The 24,511-nt window shown below is 68.7% G+C and carries 24 protein-coding genes; 10 read left to right on the plus strand and 14 right to left on the minus strand.

Translation table 11 applies throughout. The features are described from left to right. Positions 1-2: 2 nt before the first annotated feature. Together purT and OVA31_RS06900 are read right to left on the minus strand one after the other, a co-directional pair. On the minus strand, positions 3-1,652 hold the full coding sequence (gene purT, locus OVA31_RS06895) for a formate-dependent phosphoribosylglycinamide formyltransferase (protein WP_267630350.1): 1,650 nt from the start codon (positions 1,650-1,652) through the stop codon (positions 3-5). Between the two features lie 55 nt (positions 1,653-1,707). After that, positions 1,708-2,058 (minus strand): UBP-type zinc finger domain-containing protein, encoded by a 351-nt coding sequence (locus OVA31_RS06900; protein WP_267630351.1) that lies wholly within the window; start codon positions 2,056-2,058, stop codon positions 1,708-1,710. Positions 2,059-2,120: 62 nt separating this feature from the next. Between OVA31_RS06900 and OVA31_RS06905 the strand changes: the two genes are divergently transcribed. Both OVA31_RS06905 and OVA31_RS06910 read left to right on the plus strand, forming a co-directional pair. Then, positions 2,121-3,716 carry a Na+/H+ antiporter gene (locus OVA31_RS06905; protein WP_267630352.1) on the plus strand — a complete coding sequence of 532 codons (1,596 nt, stop codon included), beginning with the start codon at positions 2,121-2,123 and terminating at the stop codon, positions 3,714-3,716. 14 nt (positions 3,717-3,730) lie between these two features. Next, a complete protein-coding gene (locus tag OVA31_RS06910) occupies positions 3,731-4,150 on the plus strand; it encodes a MarR family winged helix-turn-helix transcriptional regulator (protein WP_267630353.1) in 420 nt (139 codons plus the stop codon). 68 nt (positions 4,151-4,218) lie between these two features. Here OVA31_RS06910 and OVA31_RS06915 read toward each other — a convergent pair whose 3' ends face one another. Then, positions 4,219-5,772 (minus strand): adenylate/guanylate cyclase domain-containing protein, encoded by a 1,554-nt coding sequence (locus OVA31_RS06915; protein WP_267630354.1) that lies wholly within the window; start codon positions 5,770-5,772, stop codon positions 4,219-4,221. Between the two features lie 25 nt (positions 5,773-5,797). Continuing rightward, positions 5,798-7,084 (minus strand): adenylosuccinate synthase, encoded by a 1,287-nt coding sequence (locus tag OVA31_RS06920; protein WP_267630355.1) that lies wholly within the window; start codon positions 7,082-7,084, stop codon positions 5,798-5,800. A gap of 90 nt (positions 7,085-7,174) precedes the next feature. On the opposite strand from OVA31_RS06920, the gene OVA31_RS06925 reads away from it, so the two are divergent. Beyond that, positions 7,175-7,810, plus strand: a complete 636-nt coding sequence (locus OVA31_RS06925) for a hypothetical protein (RefSeq protein ID WP_267630356.1) — start codon at positions 7,175-7,177, stop codon at positions 7,808-7,810. Beyond that, positions 7,807-8,634: a site-2 protease family protein gene (locus OVA31_RS06930; RefSeq protein ID WP_267630357.1), complete on the plus strand. Its 828-nt coding sequence runs from the start codon at positions 7,807-7,809 to the stop codon at positions 8,632-8,634. The genes OVA31_RS06925 and OVA31_RS06930 overlap by 4 nt, the downstream gene beginning before the upstream one ends. On the opposite strand, the gene OVA31_RS06935 is transcribed toward OVA31_RS06930, so the two are convergent. The 4 genes from OVA31_RS06935 to OVA31_RS06950 all read right to left on the minus strand — a co-directional run bounded on the left by OVA31_RS06935 (position 8,601) and on the right by OVA31_RS06950 (position 11,842). Next, entirely contained in the window at positions 8,601-9,251 is a 651-nt protein-coding gene (locus tag OVA31_RS06935; protein ID WP_267630358.1) for a pyridoxamine 5'-phosphate oxidase family protein, read from the minus strand. The two genes, OVA31_RS06930 and OVA31_RS06935, sit on opposite strands and share 34 nt — an antisense overlap. Positions 9,252-9,307: 56 nt before the next feature. Then, positions 9,308-10,222 (minus strand): cation diffusion facilitator family transporter, encoded by a 915-nt coding sequence (locus OVA31_RS06940; protein WP_267630359.1) that lies wholly within the window; start codon positions 10,220-10,222, stop codon positions 9,308-9,310. A gap of 82 nt (positions 10,223-10,304) precedes the next feature. Next, the gene (locus OVA31_RS06945; protein ID WP_267630360.1) at positions 10,305-11,408 is read right to left on the minus strand and encodes an FUSC family protein; all 1,104 of its coding nucleotides are present in this window, start codon (positions 11,406-11,408) and stop codon (positions 10,305-10,307) included. Then, positions 11,405-11,842 (minus strand): DUF3151 domain-containing protein, encoded by a 438-nt coding sequence (locus tag OVA31_RS06950; protein WP_267630361.1) that lies wholly within the window; start codon positions 11,840-11,842, stop codon positions 11,405-11,407. The genes OVA31_RS06945 and OVA31_RS06950 overlap by 4 nt, the downstream gene beginning before the upstream one ends. A gap of 231 nt (positions 11,843-12,073) precedes the next feature. Here OVA31_RS06950 and OVA31_RS06955 point away from each other — a divergent pair, with 231 nt between their 5' ends. Beyond that, complete coding sequence (locus tag OVA31_RS06955; protein ID WP_267630362.1) at positions 12,074-13,732, plus strand: DUF4878 domain-containing protein; 1,659 nt, start codon at positions 12,074-12,076, stop codon at positions 13,730-13,732. Next, complete coding sequence (locus OVA31_RS06960; protein WP_267630363.1) at positions 13,729-14,064, plus strand: hypothetical protein; 336 nt, start codon at positions 13,729-13,731, stop codon at positions 14,062-14,064. Before OVA31_RS06955 ends, OVA31_RS06960 begins: the two co-directional genes overlap by 4 nt. A 219-nt stretch (positions 14,065-14,283) precedes the next feature. On the opposite strand, the gene fbaA is transcribed toward OVA31_RS06960, so the two are convergent. Next, a complete protein-coding gene (fbaA, locus tag OVA31_RS06965) occupies positions 14,284-15,321 on the minus strand; it encodes a class II fructose-bisphosphate aldolase (RefSeq protein ID WP_267630364.1) in 1,038 nt (345 codons plus the stop codon). Between the two features lie 168 nt (positions 15,322-15,489). Between fbaA and OVA31_RS06970 the strand changes: the two genes are divergently transcribed. Both OVA31_RS06970 and OVA31_RS06975 read left to right on the plus strand, forming a co-directional pair. Beyond that, positions 15,490-16,515: a DUF368 domain-containing protein gene (locus OVA31_RS06970; RefSeq protein WP_267630365.1), complete on the plus strand. Its 1,026-nt coding sequence runs from the start codon at positions 15,490-15,492 to the stop codon at positions 16,513-16,515. Next, positions 16,512-17,204 carry a DedA family protein gene (locus OVA31_RS06975; RefSeq protein ID WP_267630366.1) on the plus strand — a complete coding sequence of 231 codons (693 nt, stop codon included), beginning with the start codon at positions 16,512-16,514 and terminating at the stop codon, positions 17,202-17,204. The genes OVA31_RS06970 and OVA31_RS06975 overlap by 4 nt, the downstream gene beginning before the upstream one ends. Positions 17,205-17,259: 55 nt before the next feature. On the opposite strand, the gene OVA31_RS06980 is transcribed toward OVA31_RS06975, so the two are convergent. After that, positions 17,260-18,405 carry a phosphatase PAP2 family protein gene (locus OVA31_RS06980; protein WP_267630367.1) on the minus strand — a complete coding sequence of 382 codons (1,146 nt, stop codon included), beginning with the start codon at positions 18,403-18,405 and terminating at the stop codon, positions 17,260-17,262. A gap of 100 nt (positions 18,406-18,505) precedes the next feature. On the opposite strand from OVA31_RS06980, the gene OVA31_RS06985 reads away from it, so the two are divergent. Then, the gene (locus OVA31_RS06985; RefSeq protein WP_267630368.1) at positions 18,506-19,489 is read left to right on the plus strand and encodes an MOSC domain-containing protein; all 984 of its coding nucleotides are present in this window, start codon (positions 18,506-18,508) and stop codon (positions 19,487-19,489) included. Positions 19,490-19,527: 38 nt separating this feature from the next. Here OVA31_RS06985 and OVA31_RS06990 read toward each other — a convergent pair whose 3' ends face one another. Genes OVA31_RS06990 through OVA31_RS07005 form a run of 4 tightly spaced genes read right to left on the minus strand, consistent with a single transcriptional unit; the run spans position 19,528 to position 22,882 of the window. Continuing rightward, entirely contained in the window at positions 19,528-20,193 is a 666-nt protein-coding gene (locus OVA31_RS06990) for a TrmH family RNA methyltransferase (protein WP_267630369.1), read from the minus strand. 3 nt (positions 20,194-20,196) lie between these two features. Beyond that, positions 20,197-20,760 (minus strand): orotate phosphoribosyltransferase, encoded by a 564-nt coding sequence (locus tag OVA31_RS06995; protein ID WP_267630370.1) that lies wholly within the window; start codon positions 20,758-20,760, stop codon positions 20,197-20,199. 54 nt (positions 20,761-20,814) lie between these two features. Beyond that, complete coding sequence (locus OVA31_RS07000; protein WP_267630371.1) at positions 20,815-21,852, minus strand: hypothetical protein; 1,038 nt, start codon at positions 21,850-21,852, stop codon at positions 20,815-20,817. A 4-nt stretch (positions 21,853-21,856) separates the two neighbouring features. After that, a complete protein-coding gene (locus OVA31_RS07005) occupies positions 21,857-22,882 on the minus strand; it encodes a D-2-hydroxyacid dehydrogenase (protein ID WP_267630372.1) in 1,026 nt (341 codons plus the stop codon). Positions 22,883-23,190: 308 nt separating this feature from the next. Between OVA31_RS07005 and OVA31_RS07010 the strand changes: the two genes are divergently transcribed. Further along, on the plus strand, positions 23,191-24,510 hold the full coding sequence (locus OVA31_RS07010; protein ID WP_267630373.1) for an aspartate aminotransferase family protein: 1,320 nt from the start codon (positions 23,191-23,193) through the stop codon (positions 24,508-24,510). Position 24,511 lies beyond the last annotated feature (1 nt).

Here is a 24,511-nt window from a genome sequence, read left to right on the forward strand (position 1 = left end):
GCTCAGTCGACCGAGGCGCGCGTCGGGTTTGGGTTTCCCGACGGTCGGGGCGGCGGCGGTCCGGCCGGGCGGCCGCCGGTCGGCGGGACGGGCCGCGGCGGCGGGCCCGCCGGTCGTGCCGGAGCACCCCGTGGCGGCATCGGCCCGCGCGGCGGAACCGGTCCCTGGCGCGGACCGGGCGGCTGCGGGGGCCCGGGGGTGCCGCGTGGCGGTGCACTGGGCCGCGAGGGTGCAGGTGGCGGTGGAGGAGGCGGCGCCGGCCGTGACGTCGTGGGCGGGACCACCGGCTCGGCCATCGGGGCCGGGGTCAACCGCTCGAACGGGCGCCCCGACACCGGGGTCACCAGTGACGCTGCGTGGACGGCACGCTGCCGGGCGACGGCGACATCGTCGGCGGTCGCGGTGATCACGCCCATCCGCCGACGATGGAAGCTCTCCGGCTTCCCGAACAGGCGGATGTCGGTCTCCGGCACCGTGAGTGCCCGGGCGACGTTCTCGAATCCGATCGCGGGCTCGTCGAGCTGGCCGTAGATCACCGCCGATGCACCCGGCGACGCCAGCGTGACGTCGACGGGCAGGCCCAGGATCGCCCGGGCGTGCATCTCGAACTCCGACAGACGCTGGGTGGCCAGGGTGACCAGACCGGTGTCGTGCGGGCGCGGGCTCACCTCGGAGAAGTAGACGTCGTCGCCCTTGACGAACAGCTCGACACCGAAGACACCCCGGCCCGCGAGCTTTCCGTCGCCGAGACCGGTGGCGATTCGTGCCGCGATGGACGTGGCCGCACCGAGCGCGTCGGTGGACATCTCGTGTGGCTGCCAGCTCTCGACGTAGTCACCGCCGACCTGCTGATGGCCGATGGGCGCGCAGAAGTGGGAGGCCAGCCGCCCGGTGGCGGGATCGATCGCCCGCACCGTCAGCAGGGTGATCTCGTAGTCGAACTCGATGAATCCCTCGACGATGACCCGCTCGCCCTGGACGCGGGCACCGGTGGTCGCGGTGTTCCAGGCCGGCCCGATGTCGGCAGGCGCGCGGACCACGGTCTGGCCCTTGCCCGACGACGACATCACCGGCTTCACCACGCACGGGAAGCCGATCTCCCCGACCGCCTCCTCGAGCTCCTCGTGTGAGGACGCGAAGAGATACGGCGACGTCGGGAGTCCGAGTTCCTCGTCGGCGAGACGTCGGATGCCCTCGCGGTCCATGGTCGCGACCACGGCTCGCGCCGTCGGGATCACCTCGGCCAGTCCGCGCTTCTCCACCTCGACGAGCGCCGGAGTCGCGATCGCCTCGATCTCGGGCACCACGTAGTGCGGTCGGTAGCGCTCGATGACGGCCATCAGCGCATCGGCATCGGTCATGTCGACCACCTCGGCGCGGTGGGCCACCTGCTGGCCGGGCGCATCGGCGTACCGATCCACCGCGATCACCTCGACGCCGAGTCGCTGGAAGGCGATGATCACCTCTTTGCCCAGTTCACCGGCGCCGAGCACCATCACCCTGGTCGCGGTCGGGCTCAGCGGCGTCCCGAGCACCGCCGGCGGTCCGACCGCGGCATGTCCCACCTGCTTCACCGGCCCGCCCTGCACCGGTGCGGCCTCCCCGTCGGCCGGCACCGACGCCTCGGAAGCACCTTGGCTGTCTGACGTCATGCCCAAATCCTACGTGCAGTTCAGTACAGGCCCGCGGCGCCCACGGAACCCTCGCTCAACCCGTGACCTCGTGCACGTAGCACCACCGCCACACCTCGCCGGGCTCGGCCGAACGCATCACCGGGTGGCCGCTCTCGTCGAAATGTGCGGTGGCGTGACGACGCGGGCTGGAGTCGCAGCATCCGACATGACCGCATGTCAGGCAGATTCGCAGGTGCGCCCAATGATGTTCGCCGAGCGCGGTGCACTCTTCGCAGGCCGCGTAGTCACCGGCGCGCGGGGCGGGATCGGCGTTCGAGTCGACGCCGTAGGTCGCCAGCTCGTCACATCGTGATCCGCCGCCCGACGATCCACCCCCACCCGTGGTCTCGGATCGATCGTCTGCCCCTCGCCGGAAGATACGCATGTATGCCATTATCCGGATCGTCGCGACCCCCGCGACGGGCGATGCCGGGATAGGTTCTTCGCGTGAGTGCATCGCTGTTGTTGGTGGCGGTGGTCGCCGTGGTCCTCGCCGCACTGTGCCGGCGTTACGGATTGTCGGCACCACTGATCCTCGTCGTGATCGGGCTGGGTATCGGCTGGATCCCCGGCACCCCCGAGGTGACGCTGGAGCCGGAGCTGGTGCTGTTCCTGATCCTGCCGCCGCTGCTCTATTCGGCCGCGCAGGAGAGCTCCTATCAGGCGATCCGCGCCAACCGCCGGGCGATCGGACTCCTCGCCATCGGCCTGCCGCTGTTCTCCACGGTGATCGTCGGACTGGTCGCCTACGCGACGGTGCCCCACCTGCCGCTCGCCGCGGCGCTGGTGCTCGGTGCCGTGGTGGCACCGCCGGACGCGGTGTCGGCGCAGGCGATCGGGCGGCGCGTCGGACTCCCCCGCCGGATCATGACCCTCCTCGGCGGCGAGAGCCTGCTGAACGACGCGACCGCCCTCACCGCCTTCCGGGTGGCCCTCGCCGCCGCGATCGGCGCGACCGCGTCGGTATGGGAGGGGTTGTCCACCTTCGCCATTGCCGCCGTCGGCGGGCTCGTCATCGGGCTGGCGGTCGGATTCGCAGTCTCCTGGCTGCGGCTCTGGCTCACCGACCCGCCGATGGAGACGGCGATCGGCCTGGTGGTGCCGTTCGGGACGTACTACGTCGCCGAGGAGATCCACGCGTCCGGTGTGATCGCGGTGGTGGTCGCGGGGCTGTTCCTCGGTCAGCGGTCGGTGCGGCTCGGCTACGCCACGCGACTGCAGGACGACGCGGTCCGCAAATCGATCGACGCCCTCCTGGAATCCTTCGTGTTCCTGCTCATCGGTCTGCAGCTGCCGTTCCTCATCCGCGGTCTCGCCGGTGAGTCGTGGGTCCAGATCGCCATCGATGCCGCAGCGGTGCTGGCCGCGACGATCCTGGCGCGGTTCCTGTGGGTCTACCCCGCCACCTACCTGCCGAGGGCCCTCTCGTCCAAGATCCGTCGGCGCGAGGAACGCCCCACGCCACGCGCGGTGTTCATCGTCGGGTGGGCCGGCATGCGGGGTGTGGTCTCGCTCGCCGCGGCCTTCGCCATCCCGCTGACCACCGACGACGGCGGACCTTTCCCGGCGCGCGCCGAGATCCTGTTCCTCACCTTCGTCGTCGTGGTCGGCACGCTGCTCCTGCAGGGCACCACCCTGGGCTGGATGATCCGCCGACTCGGCATCGGCGCCGACGACGCCGCGAAGGACCGACTGGCCTACGCGTCGGCGCAGGATCGTGCATCCCGGGAGTCCGAACGACGACTCGACGAACTGGCCGCAGAACTCCCGGAGAACGACCCGCGCAGGCATCAGGTGGCGATGTTGCGGAAGTGGGTGACCACCCAACGCAACGTCGGCTGGGAGGAACTCGGGCGTGGCCCCGAGGACATCGGCGAGAGTCCGACGGCGGCCGGTAACCGGATGCGCATGGACCTGCTGCAGATCCAGCGCAAGGTGTTCATCGAGGAGCGCGACGACGGGCATATCGACGACGAGGTCTTGCGAACCGCGTTGCGCCGGTTGGATTTCGCGGAGGGACAGATGGATCGGGAGGTCGACTAGCGTACCCTGCACCCATGTCCGAGCCGCCTCCCTTCAGCCCCACCGTGATGCTGCTGACGGTGAGCCGCGTATGGGAGGCCGCACTCGCCGAGGCGTTGAAGCCGCTGGGTCTCACCACCCGAAAGTACGGTCTGCTCGGGCACATCCGCGGGACGCCGGGCATCTCGTTCAGCGAACTCGCGCGGCGGTCCCGTATCACCGTGCAGAGCGCACACACCGCGGTGACGTCGCTGGCCGAGGCCGGGCTCGTCGACGACGGCACCGCACATGCGGGTTCGGCGTCCAGTCTCCAGGTCACCGCCGCGGGCGAGGCGCTGCTGACCCGGGTCGCGACGGAGGTCGCCCGCCTCGACCACGATTTCGCCGCACGACATCCCGACCTGACCGAGGCGCTGCGCGCCCACATGCGCAGCGTCCTCGCCGAGGGCACCTGATCGTCGCCCCGAGCGCACAGATGACACCTGAGCGCGCCACGAGGGCGGCATTCGACACGGCGGCCCGCTCAGGTGTCATCCGGGTCGGCGATCCGGGCGGCATGGACCACCGTCTCCGCGGTCCGGCCGCGGAGCGTAGTGGTCTCCTGCCGCTCCCAGCGGGCGGCCTCCGGCCCGGCCGCCTCCACCGCATGACCGGACGCCAGCGGACGCGCCGGATCCCGTTTGGCCAGCTCCGAGAGCCGCGCGCTCTCGTTCACCGCGTCGCCGATCACCGTGTACTCGAATCGTTCGATGGCGCCGACGTTTCCGGCGACCACCCGCCCGTAGCTGACACCGATGCCCGCGGCCAGATCGGGCACGTCCCGGGCGAGGCCGCCGGCGATCTGCCGGGCGGCGGACAGCGCGGCGCCTGCCGGGTCGTCGAGGTCGATCGGCGCGCCGAAGATCGCCAGCACCGCATCACCTTCGAATTTGTTCACCAGACCGTGCCGGTCCTCGACCGCCGCGACGATCACCGCGAAGAACGTGTTGAGGATCTCGACCACCTCGGTCGGGGTGTGCCGCGACGCCAGGGTGGTGGACCCGATGACGTCGACGAACACCACCGCGACGATGCGCTCGGAACCGCCGAGCTCCGGATCTCGTTGCAGCGCAGCGGCAGCCACGTCGCGTCCAACGTGCCTGCCGAAGAGGTCACGCATACGTTCACGTTCACGCAGACCACCGACCATGCTGTTGAACCCCACCTGCAGGTCGCCGAGCTCGGTGCCGTCGTACACCACGAGATCGGCGTCGGAGACCTCACCGCGCTGCACCCGGTTCATGCCGGTGCGCACGCTGCGGATGGGTGCGGTGACGCTCACGCTGATCAGCACGGTGAGCAACAGCCCGGTGGAGAGCGCGATCACCGCCAGGACCGTGACCCCGACGAAGAGATCGACCTTCGAGGTGTCGTCGCGGAAGGCACCGAAGAACACCACGAGCAGGATGCCGACGATCGGGATGGCCGAACCGACCATCCAGGACACGATCGACCGTGAACGGACGCCGCTGCGCTTGCGCCGGCCGTATCCGGCCGTGATGACCTCGGCGGCCACCGGCCGGAGCGCGAACTCGATGAGCAGGTACGAGACCGCCACCACGACAAAACCACTGAGTCCGACGACGAAGAAGGTCTTCGGGATCAGATCCGGGTCGAGAACGCCGTACATGATCGTGAACATGACGGTCGCGACGCCCCAGAGCACCCCTTGGATCAGCACCAGTTGCCACGGGGCCCGCTGCGCCCGCCGGGCGTCCTTGGCCGTCGGCTTCTGATCGCGGATCGCCCAGCGCAGATCGCGGACCACCACCACCGTGCCGAGGGCCGTCCCGACCACGAAGGCGACGACGACGTACACCGGGACGGCGATGAAGTTGACCCACCAGAGTTTCGACTGGAACACCGTCGGCTGCGGAATGCCCACCGCCGACAACGCAATCGCGAGCACCGCCCCGATCAGGTTGGCGACCACGATGAAGACGGTCAACAGCGTCTGGATGCGAATCCGCTGTTTGACACCGCCTTCCGACGCCGAGCCGAGCAGGATCGATCCATAGTCCCGGCTGCCCCGCGCCATCGCGCCCCCCTGGTTGTCGGTGTCGCTACACGATGTCGCGACGCACGATCGTCTGCTCGCGGCCGGGCCCCACACCGATGCACGAGATATGCGCTCCGGCAAGCTCTTCCAGGCGCAAGATGTAGTTCTGGGCGTTCTGCGGCAGGTCCTCGAAGCGAGTGCACTCCGAGATGTCCTCCCACCACCCGGGCATCTCCTCGTAGATCGGCTTCGCGTGGTGGAAACCGGTCTGGGTCATCGGCATCTCGTCGATGCGCTCGCCGTCGACCTCGTAGGCCACACAGATCGGCACCGTGTCCAGGCTCGACAGTACGTCCAGCTTGGTGAGGAAGTAGTCGGTGATGCCGTTGACACGCGTGGCATACCGCGCGATGACGGCGTCGAACCAGCCGCAACGACGTGCGCGACCGGTGGTCACGCCGACCTCGCCGCCCGTCTTGGCGAGATAATCGCCCCACTCGTCGAAGAGTTCGGTGGGGAACGGTCCCGATCCCACGCGGGTGGTGTAGGCCTTGAGGATGCCCAGCACGGTGGTGATCTTGTTGGGACCGATCCCGGAGCCGACCGCGGCGCCGCCGGAGGTCGGATTCGACGACGTGACATACGGATACGTGCCGTGGTCGACGTCGAGCAACGTGCCCTGCGACCCTTCCAGCAGCACCGTCTCGCCTTGTTCCAGTGCCTGGTTCAGCAGCAGCCTGGTGTCGGCGATGCGGTGCTTGAAGCCCTCGGCCTGCTCGAGCACTTCCTCGACCACCTGCGCGGGATCGAGGGCACGACGGTTGTAGATCTTCACCAGGATCTGGTTCTTCAGCTCCAGCGCGGCCTCGACCTTCTGCGCCAGGATCTTCTCGTCGAGCACGTCGGCGGCCCGGACACCGACGCGGGCGATCTTGTCCTGATAGCAGGGCCCGATGCCGCGGCCGGTGGTGCCGATCTTCTTGTTCCCCAGGAACCGCTCGGTGACCTTGTCGATCGCCACGTGGTACGGCATCAGCAGGTGCGCGTCGGCCGAGATGAGCAGACCCGAGGTGTCGACGTCGCGGTCCTCGAGGCCACCGAGTTCGGTCAGCAGCACCCCCGGATCCACCACCACGCCGTTGCCGATGACGTTCTTCACCCCGGGCGTGAGGATCCCGGAGGGGATCAGATGGAGTGCGAAGGTCTCCCCGTTCGGGAGGACGACGGTATGTCCGGCGTTGTTGCCGCCCTGATACCGAACCACCCACTGCAGCTTTCCGCCGAGCAGGTCGGTTGCCTTACCTTTGCCCTCGTCCCCCCATTGGGCGCCGATAAGCACGATCGCGGCCATGGTCGGATGCTCCTTTGAGTTGGCGCGCTGAACAACAGGCCAACCTTACTTGGTCGAAGCCGCATCCTGAGCGGTGGATACGCTATCGGTGTGCCGATTGTCCCGATCACCGAAGCGGAGACGACCGCGGAGAAGCGGGCGATCCGCGCCGCCGTCGCCGATGTCCTGATCGATCCCGACGCCTCACGGGTCGTCGTGACCCCGCTCGACGGGGCCGGGGCCGACGCCTACCTCGCCCAGGTGGTGGCCGCCCTGATGATCAGTGAACGCCTCGACGTGGAGGTCGCCTACGCGGCGCCGTCGCCGACCCGTGCCACCGCCGTCTACGGCCTGCCCCACGGCGTCGGCGCGACGGCACTCGCCGAGCGGGGCCGGGCGCAGGCCGTACCGCTGATCCGCGACGACGCGGCCACCGTACTGGTGGGCCGGGCCCGGCACCTCGGCGCCGACGACGCGAAACTGCACGGCGAGACCTACGTGGACAACGAGCGGCTCTTCACCGGCGAGGTCCGCGGGGTGGAGATCGAACCGCTGCGCGGCGCACCCGGGCTCCGGGCGCGCCTGGATCGCCCGCTGATCAACGGCCGATGGCACCTCGGACGGGCCGCGCAGACCGGCGGCACCAACATCGTCGTCGAGCGCGAGGGGACGATCACGCCGCGGGTTCTGAAGCGGTCGACGTTCTACCGGCATCATGTGGACATGAACCTGGTGTTGCTGCCATGACCACGACGACCCGCGAGATCGCCCGCGCCGTCCGCCCCGGCCCGGTCTTCCTCGGACTCGTCGTGGTGGCGGTCATCGGCGGGTGGATCGTGGCCGGTTCCGCGCCCGGACGCAATCTCGGGTCGGTCGGCGGGACACTGCTCGTCGTCCTCGCCGGCTGGGTGATCTCGCTGTGCCTGCACGAGTTCGCCCACGCGGTCACCGCGTTCCGGTTCGGCGACCGCAATGCCGAACTGCGCGGCTACCTCACCCTGAACCCGTTGCGCTACACCCATCCGGCGCTGTCCCTCGGACTGCCGCTGCTGATCATCCTGTTGGGCGGCATCGGCTTTCCCGGCGGCGCGGTCTACGTGAACCAGCACGGGTTCACCCGTGTGCAGCGGACGATCGTGTCGCTGGCCGGCCCGGCGACCAACGCACTGCTCGGCGTCGCGCTCCTGCTGACGGTCCGGTTCGCCACGCCGGACTCCTACGGAGCGCAGGGGTACGGTTCGCCGTCGAACGTCCTCTACATCGTCGACGGGCTGAACCTGTGGGCCGCGTTGTCGATGCTGGCCTTCTTGCAGATCACCGCCGCGGTGCTGAACCTGCTGCCGGTGCCCGGTTTCGACGGCTACGGCGCGATCGACCCGTACCTGTCGGATCAGACCCGCGCGTCGGTCGCCAAGATCGCACCGTACGGATTCCTGATCGTCTTCGCGCTGCTGTTCATCCCGTTCCTCAACCGCGCGTTCTTCGACCTCGTGTATTGGCTCTTCGGCCTGTCCGGGGTGCCGAGCGTACTCGCGTCCTACGGCTGGGATCTGTTCGTCTTCTGGCGGTAGAGGCCAGCAACGGATGCAGGCACTTCGCCGTGGGTCTCGGTGACCGGCTCGTCGTAGACGACTCGCATCGGGATGTGCCCGGTCCAGCCGGCCGCCTCCCCGTCCGAACCCGGCCCACCCGACCGCGCCTTGGCCAACCATTGCCCGTCGACGATGGGCAGAGCCAGGATCACGGTGGCCGACAACTCCTTTCGCGTGTGGTCGCGGACCTCGGCACTGCGACCGGGCAGCACCGTGTCGGAGAAGACGTCGAGGGCGCGCGCGGCATCGGACGGGTCGACGCGCTCGAGCGCGCCGCGCACGACCACCGACCGGTAGTTCATCGAGTGGTCGAACAGGGTGCCGGCGACGACGAGGCCGTCGACGACGAAGGCGGTGAACGTCGCATGCGCACCCGCGGCGACCTGCCGCAGCGCGCCCGCCCCCGAGGAACCGTGGATCAGGAGCCGGTCGCCGTCGCGGGCCACCAGCATCGGCACCGACCACGGGAACCCGTCGTCGGAGACGGTGGACAGCACACCGACGTGGGCTTCGTGGAGAACCTCGTCGAGCAGCGCACGATCACCGGCGCGATCGGGTTTGCGGGTGAGGGATGTCAGGTCGGCGTCGTCGGGCATGGAAGCCAGCATGACCGGACCGCCGCGGATTGTCAGCCGGGTTTCCCGCCGCGGCGCTACCACCGCAGTTCGTCGTGGCACCGCTCCCGCACGTCGTGCGGATCGACCTGGATGGTGGCGTGCTCGAGACCGTGCCGGGTGAGCACGGCCTGGGCCGCGGTCAGCACCGCGCGATTGGATCCGTTGCTGCCCAGGTGGACCGTGGCCACGTCCATGCCGGTGGTGAGCGTCCAGACGTGCAGGTCGTGAACGTCGTCGACGGACGGGATCGCGGCGAGCTCCTGTCGCAGTTCGTCGACGTCGATGTGCGGGGGCGCCTGCTGGTTGAGGATGCGCAGCGCCTCCAGCGCCAACCGCACGGCGCGCGGGACCACCCACAGAGCGATGAGGACGGCCACCACGACGTCGGCGTAACCCCACCCCGTGGTCAGCGCGACCACACCGGCGATCAGCACCCCAACGCTGCCGACCGCGTCGGCGAGGACCTCGAGGTAGGCACCGCGGACCGCGATCGATTCCTGTGCGTCCGCGCGCAGCAGAAGCATCACGGCGAGATTGACCGCCAACCCGATCAGGGCGACGACGATGAGGGTGAGGCCGGGCACCTGCGGGTCGGTGCCGAGCCGTTCCACCGCCTCGTAGAGCACGAAGGCCGCGACCCCGATCAGCAGTACGGCATTCGCGACGGCGGTGAAGACCTCGGCACGGTGCCAGCCGAAACTGCGGTCATCGGTCGTGGCACCGTGTTTGGCCAGCAGCAGCGCGACCAGACCCATCACGAGGGCGACGACGTCGGTCAGCATGTGTCCGGCGTCGGCGATCAGGGCCAACGAATCGACCAGCAGCCCCACCACGAGCTCGACGACGAAATAGCCACCGATGATCACGACGGCAACGGCCATCGGCCAGATCCGGCGATTCGCCACGGATCCGGTCGTCTCGGCGTGCGTGTGTGAGTGTGAGTGGCCCATTTGTCGTCAATATATGCGCGTTTTCGCATATATGACAAGAGGTAACCCTAAGTTGTCGCCGGTTTCCCGCGGTGGGAGCGATTCAGCGCAACGTGGCCATCGCCGACGACCGGCGCAGTCCGGCGATCATCAGCATGTCGATCAGCAGCGACCGCAGTTCAGCCATCACCGCCGTCTCCGACAGCGTGCTGCCTGCGACGAGCTCGGCCTTGGCCTTGCGCGCGACCGTGCGGATCACCCGCGCGGCGTCGGCCTGATCGGGTTCCTCGCCCGGTTTGGCGATCATCATCTCGCGCAGCACCTCGAAGGCCTCCGCGACGTCGGCGATGATGTCGACGATCTCGGGTCGCAGGGGTTCGTCGCGCTGGGTCATGCCGAGTGCCCGCCGCGCGATGATCCGGAAATTTCGGACGGCGTTGTCGATGGGGTCGGCCGTCGCCGAGATGCGAGCGAGGCGTTCGCGCGCGTTCCAGTACAGCGGCGACAGCGTGCTCACCTCGCGACCGCCGCGCATGTCGGCACGCATCTCGTTGATCGCGTCCTGCGTGCCGCGAGCGGAGACGAGCGCGGCGGTGACCGTCTCGGCATCCATGTCGCGCAGCCCGGCGACCAGGGTGCGGGCCGAGTCGCGCATCGTCGCGAGGAGGCCAGCCGCGTCGCGGCGGGCCCGGTGGGCCGGGTTGACCGGGAACAGCGCCACGATGATCATCCCGACCACCCCACCGATCAGTGCGTCGATCGCGCGGTGGAACCCGCCGATGCCCCCGGGTGGAAGCAACGTCGCGACCAGGACGCCCGACGACGCGGCCTGCATCGGGATCAGCGGCCCGTTGTCGAGGAACACGGCCACCGACATCGCCAGCGCGACGACCACCATGATCTGCCACGTACCCGACCCGATCTGCGAGACCAGGACGTCGCCGATGAGGATCCCGAGCGTGACGCCCGCGACGAGTTCGACCGACCGGCGCCACCGTTTACCCAGCGACAGGCCGAGTGAGACGACGGCGGCGATCGGCGCGAAGAACGGCTGCGGATGGCCGAAGATGTTCACGGCGATCCACCAGGCCGCGCCTGCGGCCAGCGCGCACTGTGCGATGGGGACCAGCGACAACCAGAGTCGCCGAACCCGCTGCCGCACCGGCGGCGGTAATCCGTTCAGCCGTCGGCGCAGCCAGTCGGTCAAGCGAGTCCGAGGTGCTGTGCCGCCGTCGGGTCACTGTCGTTGAGGAGGTCCAGACAGCGCAGATATTCGTCTTCTTCACCGACCGATCGCGCGGCGCGCGCAAGCGCACCGACACAGCGCAGGAAGCCCTGGTTGGGCTCGTGGCTCCACGGCACCGGGCCGAAACCCTTCCAGCCGTGCCGGCGCAGCTGGTCGAGGCCACGGTGATAGCCGGTGCGCGCATACGCGTAGGCCTCGATCACCTTCGGCGTACCGGCTCCGGCGTCCGCCGCCGCCAGGGCCGCATCGGCCAGGTACGCCCACGCGATCGAGGCGGTGGGGTGGGCGGCCGCGGTGTCGGCCGGATCTGCTCCGTTGAGCAGGTCCGATTCGGCCTCGTCGTCGCCTGTGAGCAGGACCGGCTGCGGTCCGAGCAGATCTCCGAAGGAAGTCACGCCTACATTGAATCACTCCAGAACCGCAGGAGTGCCCTGGCCGCGTGCGGCGTCGACGGATCGTCGGCCATCCGACCGGGGTACGTCACAGACCACCGAGTACTGCACACAGGTGGGATTCGCTAGGGTGAGTGGCGCGATCGACCACAGCGCAACCGACTCGGCGGTGTGACGGCGGGTACTCGGGGCGGCGACCACATCGATTCGGGAGAAGGCGGGGTGTTCAACACGATGCCTCCATCACGGGACGACCAGGACTCATTGCTAGGCCGCGCCCGTTCCGCGTGGCGCAATCGCGGTAAAGACCACGCGGCACAGACCGGCCGCCGCGGCCCGGATGATTCCTGGGTCGCCAGTACGAAGGGCGACGACGCAGCGGTGACCGACGCGACGAACGACGAGGGTGTGACCGACACGTCGGCAGACGACTCTGCGACACAGGACTCTGCGACTCAGGACGAGACGGCCCAGGACGAGGCGGTCGAGGAGACGACGTCCGCCGAGACCGCGGACACGACGTCGAGCGACGACGCGGAGCCCGAGTCAGACGGCACGCCCGGTGAAGCCGACAACCCGGCCACAGAGGACGATTCGGCGACTGAAGAGCCGTCGGCCGAAGCTGCCGCGGCACCAGACGACGCCGAACCAGAGGACGCCGAATCAGAGGGCGCCCAGCCGGGTGAGGCGACGGACTCCCCCGACACCGAGGCGGCATCCGAGGCCGCTCCCGACAAATCGCAACCGGCCGCCGCCGAGCAGACCACGGACCAGACCCCGGAGCAGACCACCGACGCCCCCAAGGCGGCCCGTCCGAAACCCAAGGGCGGACGCGGGATCGACTCGGCCACCAAGGTGATCCGCCGCGAGGACCTGCCCGACATCAGCGAACTCGAGGACCTCGAGAACATCGAGGCGGAGGGCGGTGCCGAGGCAGAGGCAGAGGCAGAGAAGTCCGCCACCGACCGCGGCGAGAAAGCCCCGTCGGACACACCCAAGACGAAGCGGTCGGGTATCGGTCCGAGCGATTCGGCGACGACGGTGATCCAGCGCGGTGATCTCCCCGATTCCGCAGACCTCGACGACCTGTCCGAGATCGACGCGCTCGGCGGCGGCGCCGAGACCGCCGCGGCCACGGCCGACGCCGACAGCAACAGCGATCACGCCGACAGCAACGACGACCAGGCTGCGGACGGGTCCACCAAGGCCTTCCCCACCGGCACCGACACCACCGGGACCACCGCCGAGCCGACGGAATCCGACGATGCCGAGACCCGGCCGGTGACCAAGGCTGCCGCGGCAACGGCAGCAGCAGGTGCGGCAGCAGCGGGCGGAGCGGCAGCGGGCGCGGCCGGCGGCACCACGTCGGCAGCCCAGGGCTGGTCCACCACCGCCCACAAGCCGACCGTCTACCCCGGCAAGGACGACACGTCGAAGCCGAAGCCCGCCAAGGAGTCCTCCGGTAGTCGTCGCTGGCCACTCCTCGTCGGTGCCGCCGTGGTGGTCGTGATCGCCGTGATCGGCGGCATCTTCGCGTACATGAACCTGCGTGCCCCGGCCCCGGCCGACGAGGCCGCCGACGTCGCGAAGGACTTCTCCACGGCGCTGTACGAAGGTGATCTGAGCACCCTGCGCTCGACCACCTGCGGTGAACGCCACGAGTTCTACACGACGATCAGCGATGCCGATTTCCAGAAGATCTACGACGGCCAGAAGACCCGGAACGAACTCATCCAGGTCAATGACGTCAAAGCCGTCAAGGTCACCGGCGACGGCGATCAGGCCGTGGTCGAGGTGTCGGCGCAGCACAGCAGCAAGCCGGACGCACCCCAGACCGTCACCATCAATCTGCAGAAGTCCGGCGATGATTGGAAGGTGTGCACGCCTCAGTGACCGGCAACGGACCGACCACCCGACTGCCACATCTCAACACCTCGCCACAACGCGACACCCCGTCACAGCACGACACCCCGGCACGACGCGACACCTGGGTTCAGCACAACGCCCCGCCGCCCCGGAGTCCGCACGCCCCACATCCGCACGACGCACCGCCGCAGGCCTACTTCGAGCCCGCGACGCATCCACTGCGCATCGAGCGACGGACCACCAGGACCACGCCGCCGCCACGTCTGCACCGACGTCGGATCGATCCCGCCGTGGTGGTCGCCGCAATCGTCATGATCGCCCTCGCCGTCGGGGTCGTCGTCGGTCTCGTGACGCTCTGATCCGACCCACACCCCCGCCGACAGCAACCGGAATCCCGCCGACAGCAACCGAACCTTCGCCGAGAGCAACCGGAACTCCGCCGACAGCAACACCTTTCCCACAGCACACCGACCTCCCGCCGGATAACACCCCGAGACGCCGACAGCGCCCGGCCGTGAGCCGGACGCTGTCGGTGATACGCGGCGCCGGTCCGGAGACCGACGAGCAGGCGGGTCGGATCAGGCGCTGATCGACTTGCCCGTCGACTTCAGGTCGGTACACGCCTCGACGACACGCTCGGACATCGACGTCTCGGCCTTCTTCGACCACACGCGCGGATCGTAGGTCTTCTTGTTGCCGACCTCACCGTCGACCTTGAGCACACCGTCGTAGTTCGAGAACATGTGGCCCGCGACCGGACGGGTGTAGGCGTACTGGGTGTCGGTGTCGACGTTCATCTTGACGACGCCGTAGCTGAGCGCCTCCTCGATCTCGCTCTTCAGCGAACCCGAACCACCGTGGAAGACGAAGTCGAACGGCTTGCTGCCGTCGGCCAGCCCGAGCTTCTTGGTCGCGACCTCCTGGCCGGTGCTCAACACGTCGGGGCGGAGCTTCACGTTGCCGGGCTTGTACACGCCGTGCACGTTGCCGAAGGTGGCGGCGAGCAGGTAGCGGTTCCCCGAGTCGCTCGCGCCGAGGGCCTCGAGCGTCTTCTCGAAATCTTCCGGGGTGGTGAACAGCTTGTCGTTGATCTCGGCCTCGACGCCGTCCTCTTCACCGCCGACAACGCCGATCTCGATCTCCAGGATGATCTTCGCCGCGCCCGCCTTGGCGAGCAGATCCTTGGCGATCTCCAGGTTCTCGCCGAGCGGGACCGCGCTGCCGTCCCACATGTGCGACTGGAACAGCGGGTTCTGGCCCGCGTCGACGCGCTCCTGCGAGACCGCGAGCAGCGGACGGACATAGGTGTCCAGCTTGTCCTTCGGGCAATGATCGGTGTGCAGGCCGATCGTCACGTCGTACTTCGCGGCGACCACGTGCGCGAACTCGGCCAGCGCGACGGCGCCGGTCACCATGTCCTTGACGCCGAGTCCGGAGCCGAACTCCGCACCACCGGTCGAGAACTGGATGATGCCATCGCTACCCGCGTCGGCGAATCCTTTGATGGCGGCATTGATCGTCGACGACGACGTGCAGTTGATGGCCGGGAAGGCGTATCCGCCCTTCTTGGCCTTGTCGAACATCTCGGCGTACTGCTCGGGGGTTGCAATCGGCATTTCTCGTCCTCCAACCGGATCGGTTTCGCAGTCGTGGTTCACGCTGTCGCAGCGGTCACTCCCGTTCAGTATGGCAAGTGCCGTCCTCGCGCGTGCGACGCCTGGTGCCCAGGCGATGTGACGCAGCGCAATGACCGATATGTCGGATTGTCGGTACGATGGCCGGCGATGTCCACGAACCCGACGACCGCCGAGACCCCCCTCTCCTCCTCACCCGGGCCCGACACCCCCACCGGCCCCACCGACCGGCCGGGCCGACCACGAGCCGTCGCCGCCAACGTGATCCGTGGAGCCCTCATCGGTGTGGCCGAGACCGTGCCCGGCGTATCGGGCGGCACGGTCGCCCTCGTGTCCGGCATCTACGGCCGGCTCATCGCATCGGTCAAACATGTCCTCGACATCCCGCGACTGCTCGTCACCAGAGGCGACTGGCGCACCAGCGCGCGGCAGGTCGACTGGTGGCTGCTGCTCCCGGTCTGTCTGGGCATGGCCGTGACGGTCTTCTTCATCGCGGGCGTCATGGAGAGTTTCGTGACCGATCAGCCGGTCGCCTCCAAGGCGCTGTTCATGGGCATGATCGCGACGTCGGTGATCGTCCCGTTCCTGGAGATCGACAACGGGGCGCTGACCAGGCGCCCGGCCAGACTCCGGGCGGTCGGTGTGTTCGCCGCCGCCGCCGTGGCCGCGTTCGCGCTCACCTCGCTACCCCGGTCCGAGATCGTCGACCCACCCCTCATCCTCACCTTCGGTGCGGCGGCTATCGCTGTCTGCGCCCTGGTGCTCCCCGGCGTCTCCGGCTCGTTCTTCCTCCTCGTGGTCGGGATGTACGCGCCGACGCTGGCCGCCGTCGACACGATGGACATCCGCTACCTGGCCGTGTTCGCCCTCGGCGCGCTGGTCGGGCTCATGTCGTTCGTCCGTGCGCTCGAATGGCTCCTGGAGAACCACCACACGGTCGCCATGGTCGCCGCGGCCGGCCTGTTGTCGGGCTCGCTGCGCGCGCTCTGGCCGTGGCAGACCGACGACGGCGGACTGCTGGGTGTCGGCGACGACTGGCCGATTGCGCTGATCCTGTTCGCGGTGGGCGCCGCGGTCGTCGGCGTGGTCGCGCTCGTACAGCGCCGCCTCTACATCGCCGACGCCTCGGCGGTTGACGTCGAGCATCGCGACGCCAGGTACTCTGGGGCCCCGTGATCGACTCCGCGCTCGCCCAGACCACGACGAACGTCGCCCTCATGCCGGGATTCCTCGACCCGGTGACCCTCCTCGGCTATTTCGGCGCGTGGGCCTTCTGGGGCCTGCTGCTGGTGATCCTGATCGAGTCCGGAGTCCTGTTCCCGGTACTCCCCGGTGACTCGCTGCTGTTCGTGGCAGGCATGGTGGTCGCCGCAGGCGGCAAGGAGGGCATCGACAAGTTCGCCTCCCTGTGGCAGTTGCTGATCTTCGTCCCGATCGCCGCCATCATCGGCGGACAGATCGGCTACTGGATCGGCCGCTACGTCGGCACCAACATGTTCAAGCCGGATGCCCGCTTCCTGAAGGAGAGGTATCTGACCGAGGCCCACGAATTCTTCGACCAGCGCGGCCCGATCACCATCTTCCTGGCCCGCTTCGTGCCCATCGTCCGCACCATCGCCCCGATCGTGGCGGGCGCGGCGCGGATGAAGTACTCGGTCTTCATCATCTACAACGTCGCGGGCGCCATCGTCTGGGGCGCGGGCATCGTGCTGCTGGGATATTGGCTCGGCCGTTTCGAATTCGTCCAGAACCTCATCGAGCCGATCTTCATCGTGATCGTGCTGCTGTCGGTGTTGCCGATGTTCATCGAGTGGTACCGCAGGCGCCGTTCGGCGAAGACCGACGCCGGACAGCAAGCGAGCTGATCATCGGTTGAATCGTGCGCCGGTTTCCGGCACCCGATTCAACACCGCCGTCCGCTCAGGGCGACACCGCGTACGCCGCGGCGAGATCGATGCGCAGCCAGCCGCCGTTCGGCCCCGACTGATCGAGCGGGTAACCACTTCGGATCGCCGTGCGACGCAGGATGTCCAGACGCTGCGCGTCGGTCAGCCCTGGGAACCGGCTACGCAGGAGGGCCGCGGCCGAGGCGGGGATCGCGTTGCGCTGTCCGGGCGACACGACCGGGAATCCGTACGTCATCATCCCGCGATGCTCGGTGACCGCCTGCTGCGTGGTCAGGTACGGGTTATCGCGGGCGATGAAGTCGTTGAGCGGCATGCCGATCGAGCGTCCGAGTTGGGCACGCAACTGCGCACCTGCCTGGTCGACGAGACGGGCGAACCGCGGGTCGGCCAGCCGGGCGGCGGCGATGTCGGTGCCCATGATCCGGCCGCTCATCACGTCCAGCGGATAGTGCACGCCGAGGACCATGCGGCTCCGGCCGATCTCACCGGCTCGCGCGATGATCTGCGGACCGAGCTCGGGCAGCCAGTACGCCAGCAGCGCGCCCTTCCAATAGGCCATGCTGGTGTGGCCCGATGGGTAGGAGCCGTTGTTCACGAGGTCTGCGTAGAGGTCGCCACCCGGCTTGTTGTATTTCTTGATCGAGTTGGGCGCCACCACGAACGGTCGTGGATTGTCGTAGTACTCCTTCTCCAGGAGTGTCGTGCCCAGCGGGAGCCCCGCCCGAGCCGTGTCGCCGCCGGCCAGTGCATCGACCTTGGGCAGCTTGCCCGCCGCGAGCAGCTGACGGAAGACGGTCCCCAATCGGTCGCCGAGGGCGTCGGACAGCGACACCAGCCGGTCGTCGTAGTTGATCGAGATGGCGTCGGCCTGCTGCGCACGGGTCGCGGAATTGTTGATTCCCTTCACCATCTGCAGGTTCGACGCGATGATGTCCGGACGATCCCGTCGAAGCCCCGCGAAGCCGTCGAGGACGGGGATGTAGGTGCCCGACGGCGGTACGTCGGAGGCGTACGGACCGACGAGCTCGGCGGGGGTGAACGGGGCCGGGGTGGTCACCGTCGGGGCTGCGGTGGCCACGCCACTCGCGACCAATCCCGTGACGAGGAGAATCGGGGTCAGGACAGAGATGATCGCAGAGCGCAACCGCAGAGTCGACACGGCTGGTAACTCTTCCCCGGTCGTGTTGATTGCGCAAGTGAACGATCGGTTACGGTGTGCGGCACAGCAGCGCGCGTGCGCGGCAGACCCGAGGTGATCGATGAGCAGCACCACCGCACATGTCACACAACTGTGGCGGCACCCGGTGAAGTCCATGGCCGGAGAACAACTCGAGACCGCCACAGTCGGCCGTCGAGGCGTGCTGGGCGACCGACTGTGGGCACTGCACGACGTGGAACGCGACACCACCATCTCGGCGCGCCGATTGCCCGCGGTCCTGCGCTTCGCCGCCCGCTACGTGAGCGCTCCCGGCCCCGACGCCGGACCGGGACATGCACCGACCGTGATCGTGACGGCCCCGGACGGCACCGAACACCGCAGCGACGATCCCGGCATCCACGCGGCTCTGTCGTCGCGACTCGATCGCGACGTACGCCTGGTCCCGCTGCCCGACGATCCGCGTGCGCATCGGCTTCCGTGGCGAGAGCGTCTCGGGACCCTGACCCCCGGCGCCCTCGCCCGTGATCTCGGGATCGCCCCCGACGAGAAGATGCCGAAGATCTCGGACATGAACGCGAGAGCACTCGCCACTCTGGCCCGGAATGCCACTCCGCCAGGGAGTTTCGTCGATCTCTGCCCGGTGCATCTGATCAGCGAGGCGAGCACCGACACCATCGCCGACGCCATCGGCGAGGATCACGTGGACCCGCGGCGCTTCCGCCCGAACATCATCGTCGCCGGAACCGCGAGCGGACTCCCGGAGGCCGAATGGCCCGGGGCCACGATCGATCTCGGCAACGCGCGATTGCACGTCGTCATGAAGACGGTGCGCTGCGTGGTCCCGAGTCGGGAGCACATCGACCTGCCACTCGACAAGCGGCTGACCCGGGCGGTCGCCTCGACCTCCGACCGCTATCTCGGTGTCTACGCCGACGTCGTACGGTCCGGTGAGATCCGCGTCGGGAACACGCTCACCGTGACGCCACCTCGGCCGCCCAACCGCTTACAGCGCCTCGCGGGCACCGGACGCACTCTGGCCCTCGACAGCGCGAACCGGGCCGTCGAACTCCTGCGGCGTCCCTGAGCCGCACCCCCGCGCCGACTTCCGGCCACTGCGCCTGGTCACCAGGCCCGATCGAGATCCGCGTGCTGCCGAACCCAGGCGTGCATCGCAATGCCCGCTGCCACACCGGCATTGATACTCCGCGTCGACCCGAACTGCGCGATCGACACCGTGAGGTCGGCGTGACGTTGGGCATCGTCGCTCACTCCGGGCCCCTCCTGGCCGAAGAGCAGGACGCATTCGCGGGGGAGGTCGGCGGTCTCGAGTGGCCGTGCCCCCGGTGTGTTGTCCACCGCGACGACGGCGATCCCCTCTCCGCGCGCCCAATCGATGAGGTCGGCGACCGACTCGTGGTGCATCAGATGCTGATAGCGGTCGGTCACCATGGCCCCGCGACGATTCCAGCGCCGTCGGCCGACGATGTGCACGGCGGCCGACGCGAACGCGTTCGCCGTCCGGACCACCGTCCCGATGTTGGCGTCGTGCGCGAAGTTCTCTATCGCCACGTGGAACGGATGCCGACGGGCGTCGATGTCGGCCACGATCGCCTCGCGTGTCCAGTAGCGGTAGGCGTCGACGACGTTGCGGGTGTCACCGTCGGCCAGTAGCTCGGGATCGTATCGGGGATCTGTCGGTGCAGGCTCATCCCGCTCGTCGGCCCACGGCCCGACGCCCACCGCCGGTCCCGACCGTGGTTGCCACTCGGTCGGCCCGGGCTCGTCCACGCCTCAGGCCAGTCCGAGGTCGCTCAACCCGAGCAGCGAGCGGTACGGCACGCCGAGGGCGCCGATCACCTCGTCGGCACCGGTGGCGCGGTCCACCACGGTGGCCACGCCGACGACCGTCGCCCCGACCTCTCGGGCGGCTTCGACTGCGGCCGACGGCGACGCGCCGGTGGTGGATGTGTCCTCGACGATCAGGACGTTCCGTCCGGCGATGTCGGGCCCTTCGATCCGACGCTGCATACCGTGGGTCTTGGCCGCCTTGCGCACCACGAACGAATCGATCTCACGGCCGGGCGCGTGCATGATCGACGTCGCAACCGGGTCAGCGCCGAGGGTGAGCCCGCCGACAGACAGATAGTCCCAGTCGGCGGTGAGCTCACGCATGAGGCTGCCGATCAGACGGGACGCCTCGTGATGCAACGTCGCACGGCGCAGGTCGACGTAGTAGTCGGCCTCCTTGCCCGACGACAACGTCACACGACCGCGCACCACGGCGAGTTCGGTGACCAGCTCGGCCAGTCGGGAACGTCCATCTTCGTTGACGCTTGGCGGCACAGGCGCGGACATGTCACGGCTCATTTCTCGCTGATGGTTTCCGGTGCGTGACGGACCGTCCGCAGGTCAGCTGCGGCGATGACGATTGGGGCGGTCCGTCGGGGCGTTGGTACCCGGGGGCATATCGTACGGCCGCGCGGGACGTCCACCTGCCGGTGGTGGCGTCGCGGCGCCCTCCCCTGGTTCCGCGGGCGGTCGCGGCCCTCCGGGTGCCTGGGTCGGCGGCTGCGACGGACGACGGACCGGCATCGGCTGCATCCGCCGGCCGCCGGTCGACGGTGGCGCCGACTTCGGCGCCGAGGGCGGAGCGGAATCCGGCACCGCGCTCCAGGCCCGCGTGGGTGCCTGCGGTGCGGGTTCGTCGGCAGGCGCGTTGTCGGCGGCCGCGATGCGCGCACGACGCTGCTTGTCACGCATGTTCTCGGTCTTCTCGTCCGCGAGCTCGGCACGAGTCGGTCCGTGCGGATCGCGCGGGTCCGGGGCGTCCTGCGGATCGTTGACCGGCGGCAACACCCGCAGCAGATCCGCGAACCGCCGGACCACCTCGAGTCCGGTGTCGAGGTGATCGGTGTCGGTGGTCAACGGCATCGAGCCGAGCACCCAGTTCCCCTCGTTCCACAGCACCTCGATGTAGGACGGCGTGGTGTTCGCCAGCGCCACCATCCGCCGATCACACACCCGGCGGGCCACATCAAGGTTGTTGGAGAACATCACCCTCGGGCCCATGGCTCCGAGCAACTCGACGTCCTCTTCGGCCGGGGCGAGTACGTCCTCGTGCCGTAGGTCGACCACCACGGACGACGCGACCGCGCGGCGGACCGCCACCACGGTCGCGGTGTCGACGAGGTCGAACACCGCGGCCTCCGCACCGGAGTAATGACCGAATGCGACATCCTGGACCTCGACGTGGTCCGGCACGTTCATCGTCGCGCGATGAAAGACCTTGCGCAGTTTGGTATCCGACTCACGGAACTTGAACTCGTGCTGATCTCCCCAGACCGCGCGCTGATGCCGCGCAACACTGGAACGCTGGTGATCCAGCCACAACAGGGCGCCGGCACCGGCCAGCGCCAACACGGCGATCACGAAATACACGATGGTCATCGCGCTACAGCCTACTATCGCCGCCGCCGCGACCTGTGCTCACGACATAACCTCGCTCCTTGTCGACGATGTTTTCCAGCACTTCGGACGGGGATCGCCCGTCCGAACCGAGGTAACGGCGCAGATTCGCCAGGAACAGCCGGGCGAGTTCGTTGCGCCAGCCGACCACGTCACCGCTCATGTGCGCCGAGATCGCGACATTGTCCATCGCCCAGAGCGGACTGGACGGATCGAGAGGTTCGTCGGTGAACACGTCGAGCGAGGCCGCACCGATCTCGCCTGCCGACAGCGCCTCGATCATCGCCGGCTCGTCGACGAGCTGGCCGCGCCCGACGTTGATCAGATGGGCGTCGTCGCGCATCGCCCGGAGAACGGTCGCGTCGATCATCCGATCGGTCTGCGGCGTCAGCGGCGCGATCGCCACCACATTGTCGAAGTCACCCACAAAGGAGGCGAGATCCGACGTCGGCAGCACGGTGCCGAAGTCGGCGTCGGATTCGCGCGACGTCCGGCCCGCTCCGGTCACTCGCAGACCCACGGCGCTCAGCAACCGGGCGGTCGCCCGACCGATCCCCCCGGTGCCGATCACCAACGCAGACGACCCCTCGGTCCGCGCGGTCTCCCGATGGCGCCACACCCGCTCCGACTGCAAGGCCTTGGAAAGGTGTAACTGCTTGTCCCGAGCCAAGATCGACGCCAAGACGAACTCCGCGATCGGCCGGTCGAAGACGCCTGCGGCGTTGGTGACCACCACATCCGCCGAACGCAGATCGTCGAACAGCAACGAGTCCACGCCCGCCGCACATACGTGGACCCACCGCAGGTCGGCGGTCGCGGGACCCCAATTGTCTTTCAGCGCACGCGAAAAGAAGTCCCACACGAGCAAGATGTCGGAGCCGGGCAGCGCATCGGGAAGCGTGTCGGCGGTGCAGTTCCGGATGGTCGCGAGGTCGGCGATCTCGTCCAGGTTGGTCGGTGGCGGGACCCCCGGGGCCCCGAGGAGTGCGATGGTCGGTCGTTTGGTGGCCACGCCCCACCGTAACCAGATCCCTCGCCCCGCCGCCTCCGAGCGCGCCCCACACCCCCGCCGCCGAAGCACCCGATTCACCACTGAGAGCATCACCCCGAACCCGGGCCCCTGAGTTCCGTCCCGGCCCGGGCCCCTCCGCCCGGGTCGACCTGTCCCAGATGACACCTCAGCAGGCCACCGTGTCGATATCCACCTCGACGTGACGCTCGGGTGTCATCTGGGACACCCATCTGTGGCGAGGCCACAGCCCACCCTTGGCGCACTGTCGAATTGTTGACAATCCGACGATCGACCGTCACCGTGGACGCATGACCGTCACCGCCGAATCCATGCAGACCGCCCAGACCGCGACGCTCAGCCCCGCGCTCAAACAGGCCACGCCCGTCGTGGTCGACCATGCGCTCGGCTCGTGGATTCACGGCACGGACGGCAACGACTACCTCGACTTCACCACCGGCATCGGTGTCACCAGCACCGGGCACTGCCACCCACGCGTCGTCGCGGCCGCCCAGGAGCAGTGCACCAAGATCATTCACGCCCAGTACACGACCGTGATGCACCCGCCGCTGCTCGAGCTGACCGAGAAGCTGGGACACGTCCTGCCACTCGGTCTCGACTCCGTCTTCTATGCGAACTCGGGGTCGGAGGCCGTCGAGGCGGCGATCCGCCTCGCCCGCATGGCCACGGCACGCCCGAACATCGTCGTGTTCCAGGGTGGGTTCCACGGGCGCACCGTGGCCGCTGCCAGCCTGACCACCGCGGGGACCAAGTTCTCCGCAGGCTTCTCGCCGCTGATGGCCGGCGTCCACATGTCGCCCTTCCCGTACGCCTACCGCTATGGCTGGGACACCGACACCGCCGTCGACTTCGCGCTGCGCGAGCTCGACTACCTTCTGCAGTCGCGGGTCGCGCCCAACGACACCGCCGCCTTCCTCATCGAGCCGGTACTCGGCGACGGCGGCTACCTGCCGACGCCGCCGCGCTTCCTGGAAGGACTGCGTGAGCGCGCGGACCGCCACGGCATCGTGCTCATCCTCGACGAGGTGCAGGCCGGCTTCGGCCGCACCGGCAAGTTCTGGGGTCATCAGCACGCGGCCGACCTCACCCCCGACATCGTCATCACCGCGAAAGGCCTGGCCTCCGGGTTCCCGATCTCCGCGATCGCCGCATCGACCGAGCTGATGAGCAAGGCCTGGCCGGGCTCGCAGGGCGGCACCTACGGCGGCAATGCGGTGGCCGCGGCGGCCGCCGTCGCCACCATCGACGTGATCCATGACGAGAACCTCGTCGACAACGCACGGGTCCGGGGCGAGCAGATGCTCGCCGGGCTACAGCAGATCGCCACCGGCTTCGACGCGATCGGCGACGTCCGCGGTCTCGGCCTGATGGCCGGCATCGAGTTCGTCACCGGCGGTGACGGCACCACGCCGGTTCCCGATGCGGCCGCCGCCGCGGCCGTCCAGCAGGCCACCACCCGGCACGGCCTGTTGACCCTCACCTGCGGGCCCGCAGGCAATGTCGTGCGGTTGATCCCCGCGCTCGTGGTCACCGAGGACGAGATCGCGACGGGCCTCGAGCGATTCGCCGCCGCCCTGTCAGACGTGCTCCCACGCGATACGCTCGGTTGAG

This window comes from Gordonia sp. SL306 (assembly GCF_026625785.1).
Classification (GTDB): Bacteria; Actinomycetota; Actinomycetes; order Mycobacteriales; family Mycobacteriaceae; genus Gordonia.

Coding starts and splice junctions, on each gene's coding strand:
- OVA31_RS06935 (WP_267630358.1), bottom strand. CDS start 9,251: ATGCCCGACGACGCCGACCTGACATCCCTCACCCGCAAACCCGATCGC.
- OVA31_RS06915 (WP_267630354.1), bottom strand. CDS start 5,772: ATGGCGCGGGGCAGCCGGGACTATGGATCGATCCTGCTCGGCTCGGCG.
- purT (WP_267630350.1), bottom strand. CDS start 1,652: ATGACGTCAGACAGCCAAGGTGCTTCCGAGGCGTCGGTGCCGGCCGAC.
- OVA31_RS06900 (WP_267630351.1), bottom strand. CDS start 2,058: ATGCGTATCTTCCGGCGAGGGGCAGACGATCGATCCGAGACCACGGGT.
- OVA31_RS06920 (WP_267630355.1), bottom strand. CDS start 7,084: ATGGCCGCGATCGTGCTTATCGGCGCCCAATGGGGGGACGAGGGCAAA.
- OVA31_RS06955 (WP_267630362.1), top strand. CDS start 12,074: ATGCCTCCATCACGGGACGACCAGGACTCATTGCTAGGCCGCGCCCGT.
- OVA31_RS07010 (WP_267630373.1), top strand. CDS start 23,191: ATGACCGTCACCGCCGAATCCATGCAGACCGCCCAGACCGCGACGCTC.
- OVA31_RS06995 (WP_267630370.1), bottom strand. CDS start 20,760: ATGTCCGCGCCTGTGCCGCCAAGCGTCAACGAAGATGGACGTTCCCGA.
- OVA31_RS06985 (WP_267630368.1), top strand. CDS start 18,506: ATGAGCAGCACCACCGCACATGTCACACAACTGTGGCGGCACCCGGTG.
- OVA31_RS06970 (WP_267630365.1), top strand. CDS start 15,490: ATGTCCACGAACCCGACGACCGCCGAGACCCCCCTCTCCTCCTCACCC.
- fbaA (WP_267630364.1), bottom strand. CDS start 15,321: ATGCCGATTGCAACCCCCGAGCAGTACGCCGAGATGTTCGACAAGGCC.
- OVA31_RS06930 (WP_267630357.1), top strand. CDS start 7,807: ATGACCACGACGACCCGCGAGATCGCCCGCGCCGTCCGCCCCGGCCCG.
- OVA31_RS06910 (WP_267630353.1), top strand. CDS start 3,731: ATGTCCGAGCCGCCTCCCTTCAGCCCCACCGTGATGCTGCTGACGGTG.
- OVA31_RS07000 (WP_267630371.1), bottom strand. CDS start 21,852: ATGACCATCGTGTATTTCGTGATCGCCGTGTTGGCGCTGGCCGGTGCC.
- OVA31_RS06940 (WP_267630359.1), bottom strand. CDS start 10,222: ATGGGCCACTCACACTCACACACGCACGCCGAGACGACCGGATCCGTG.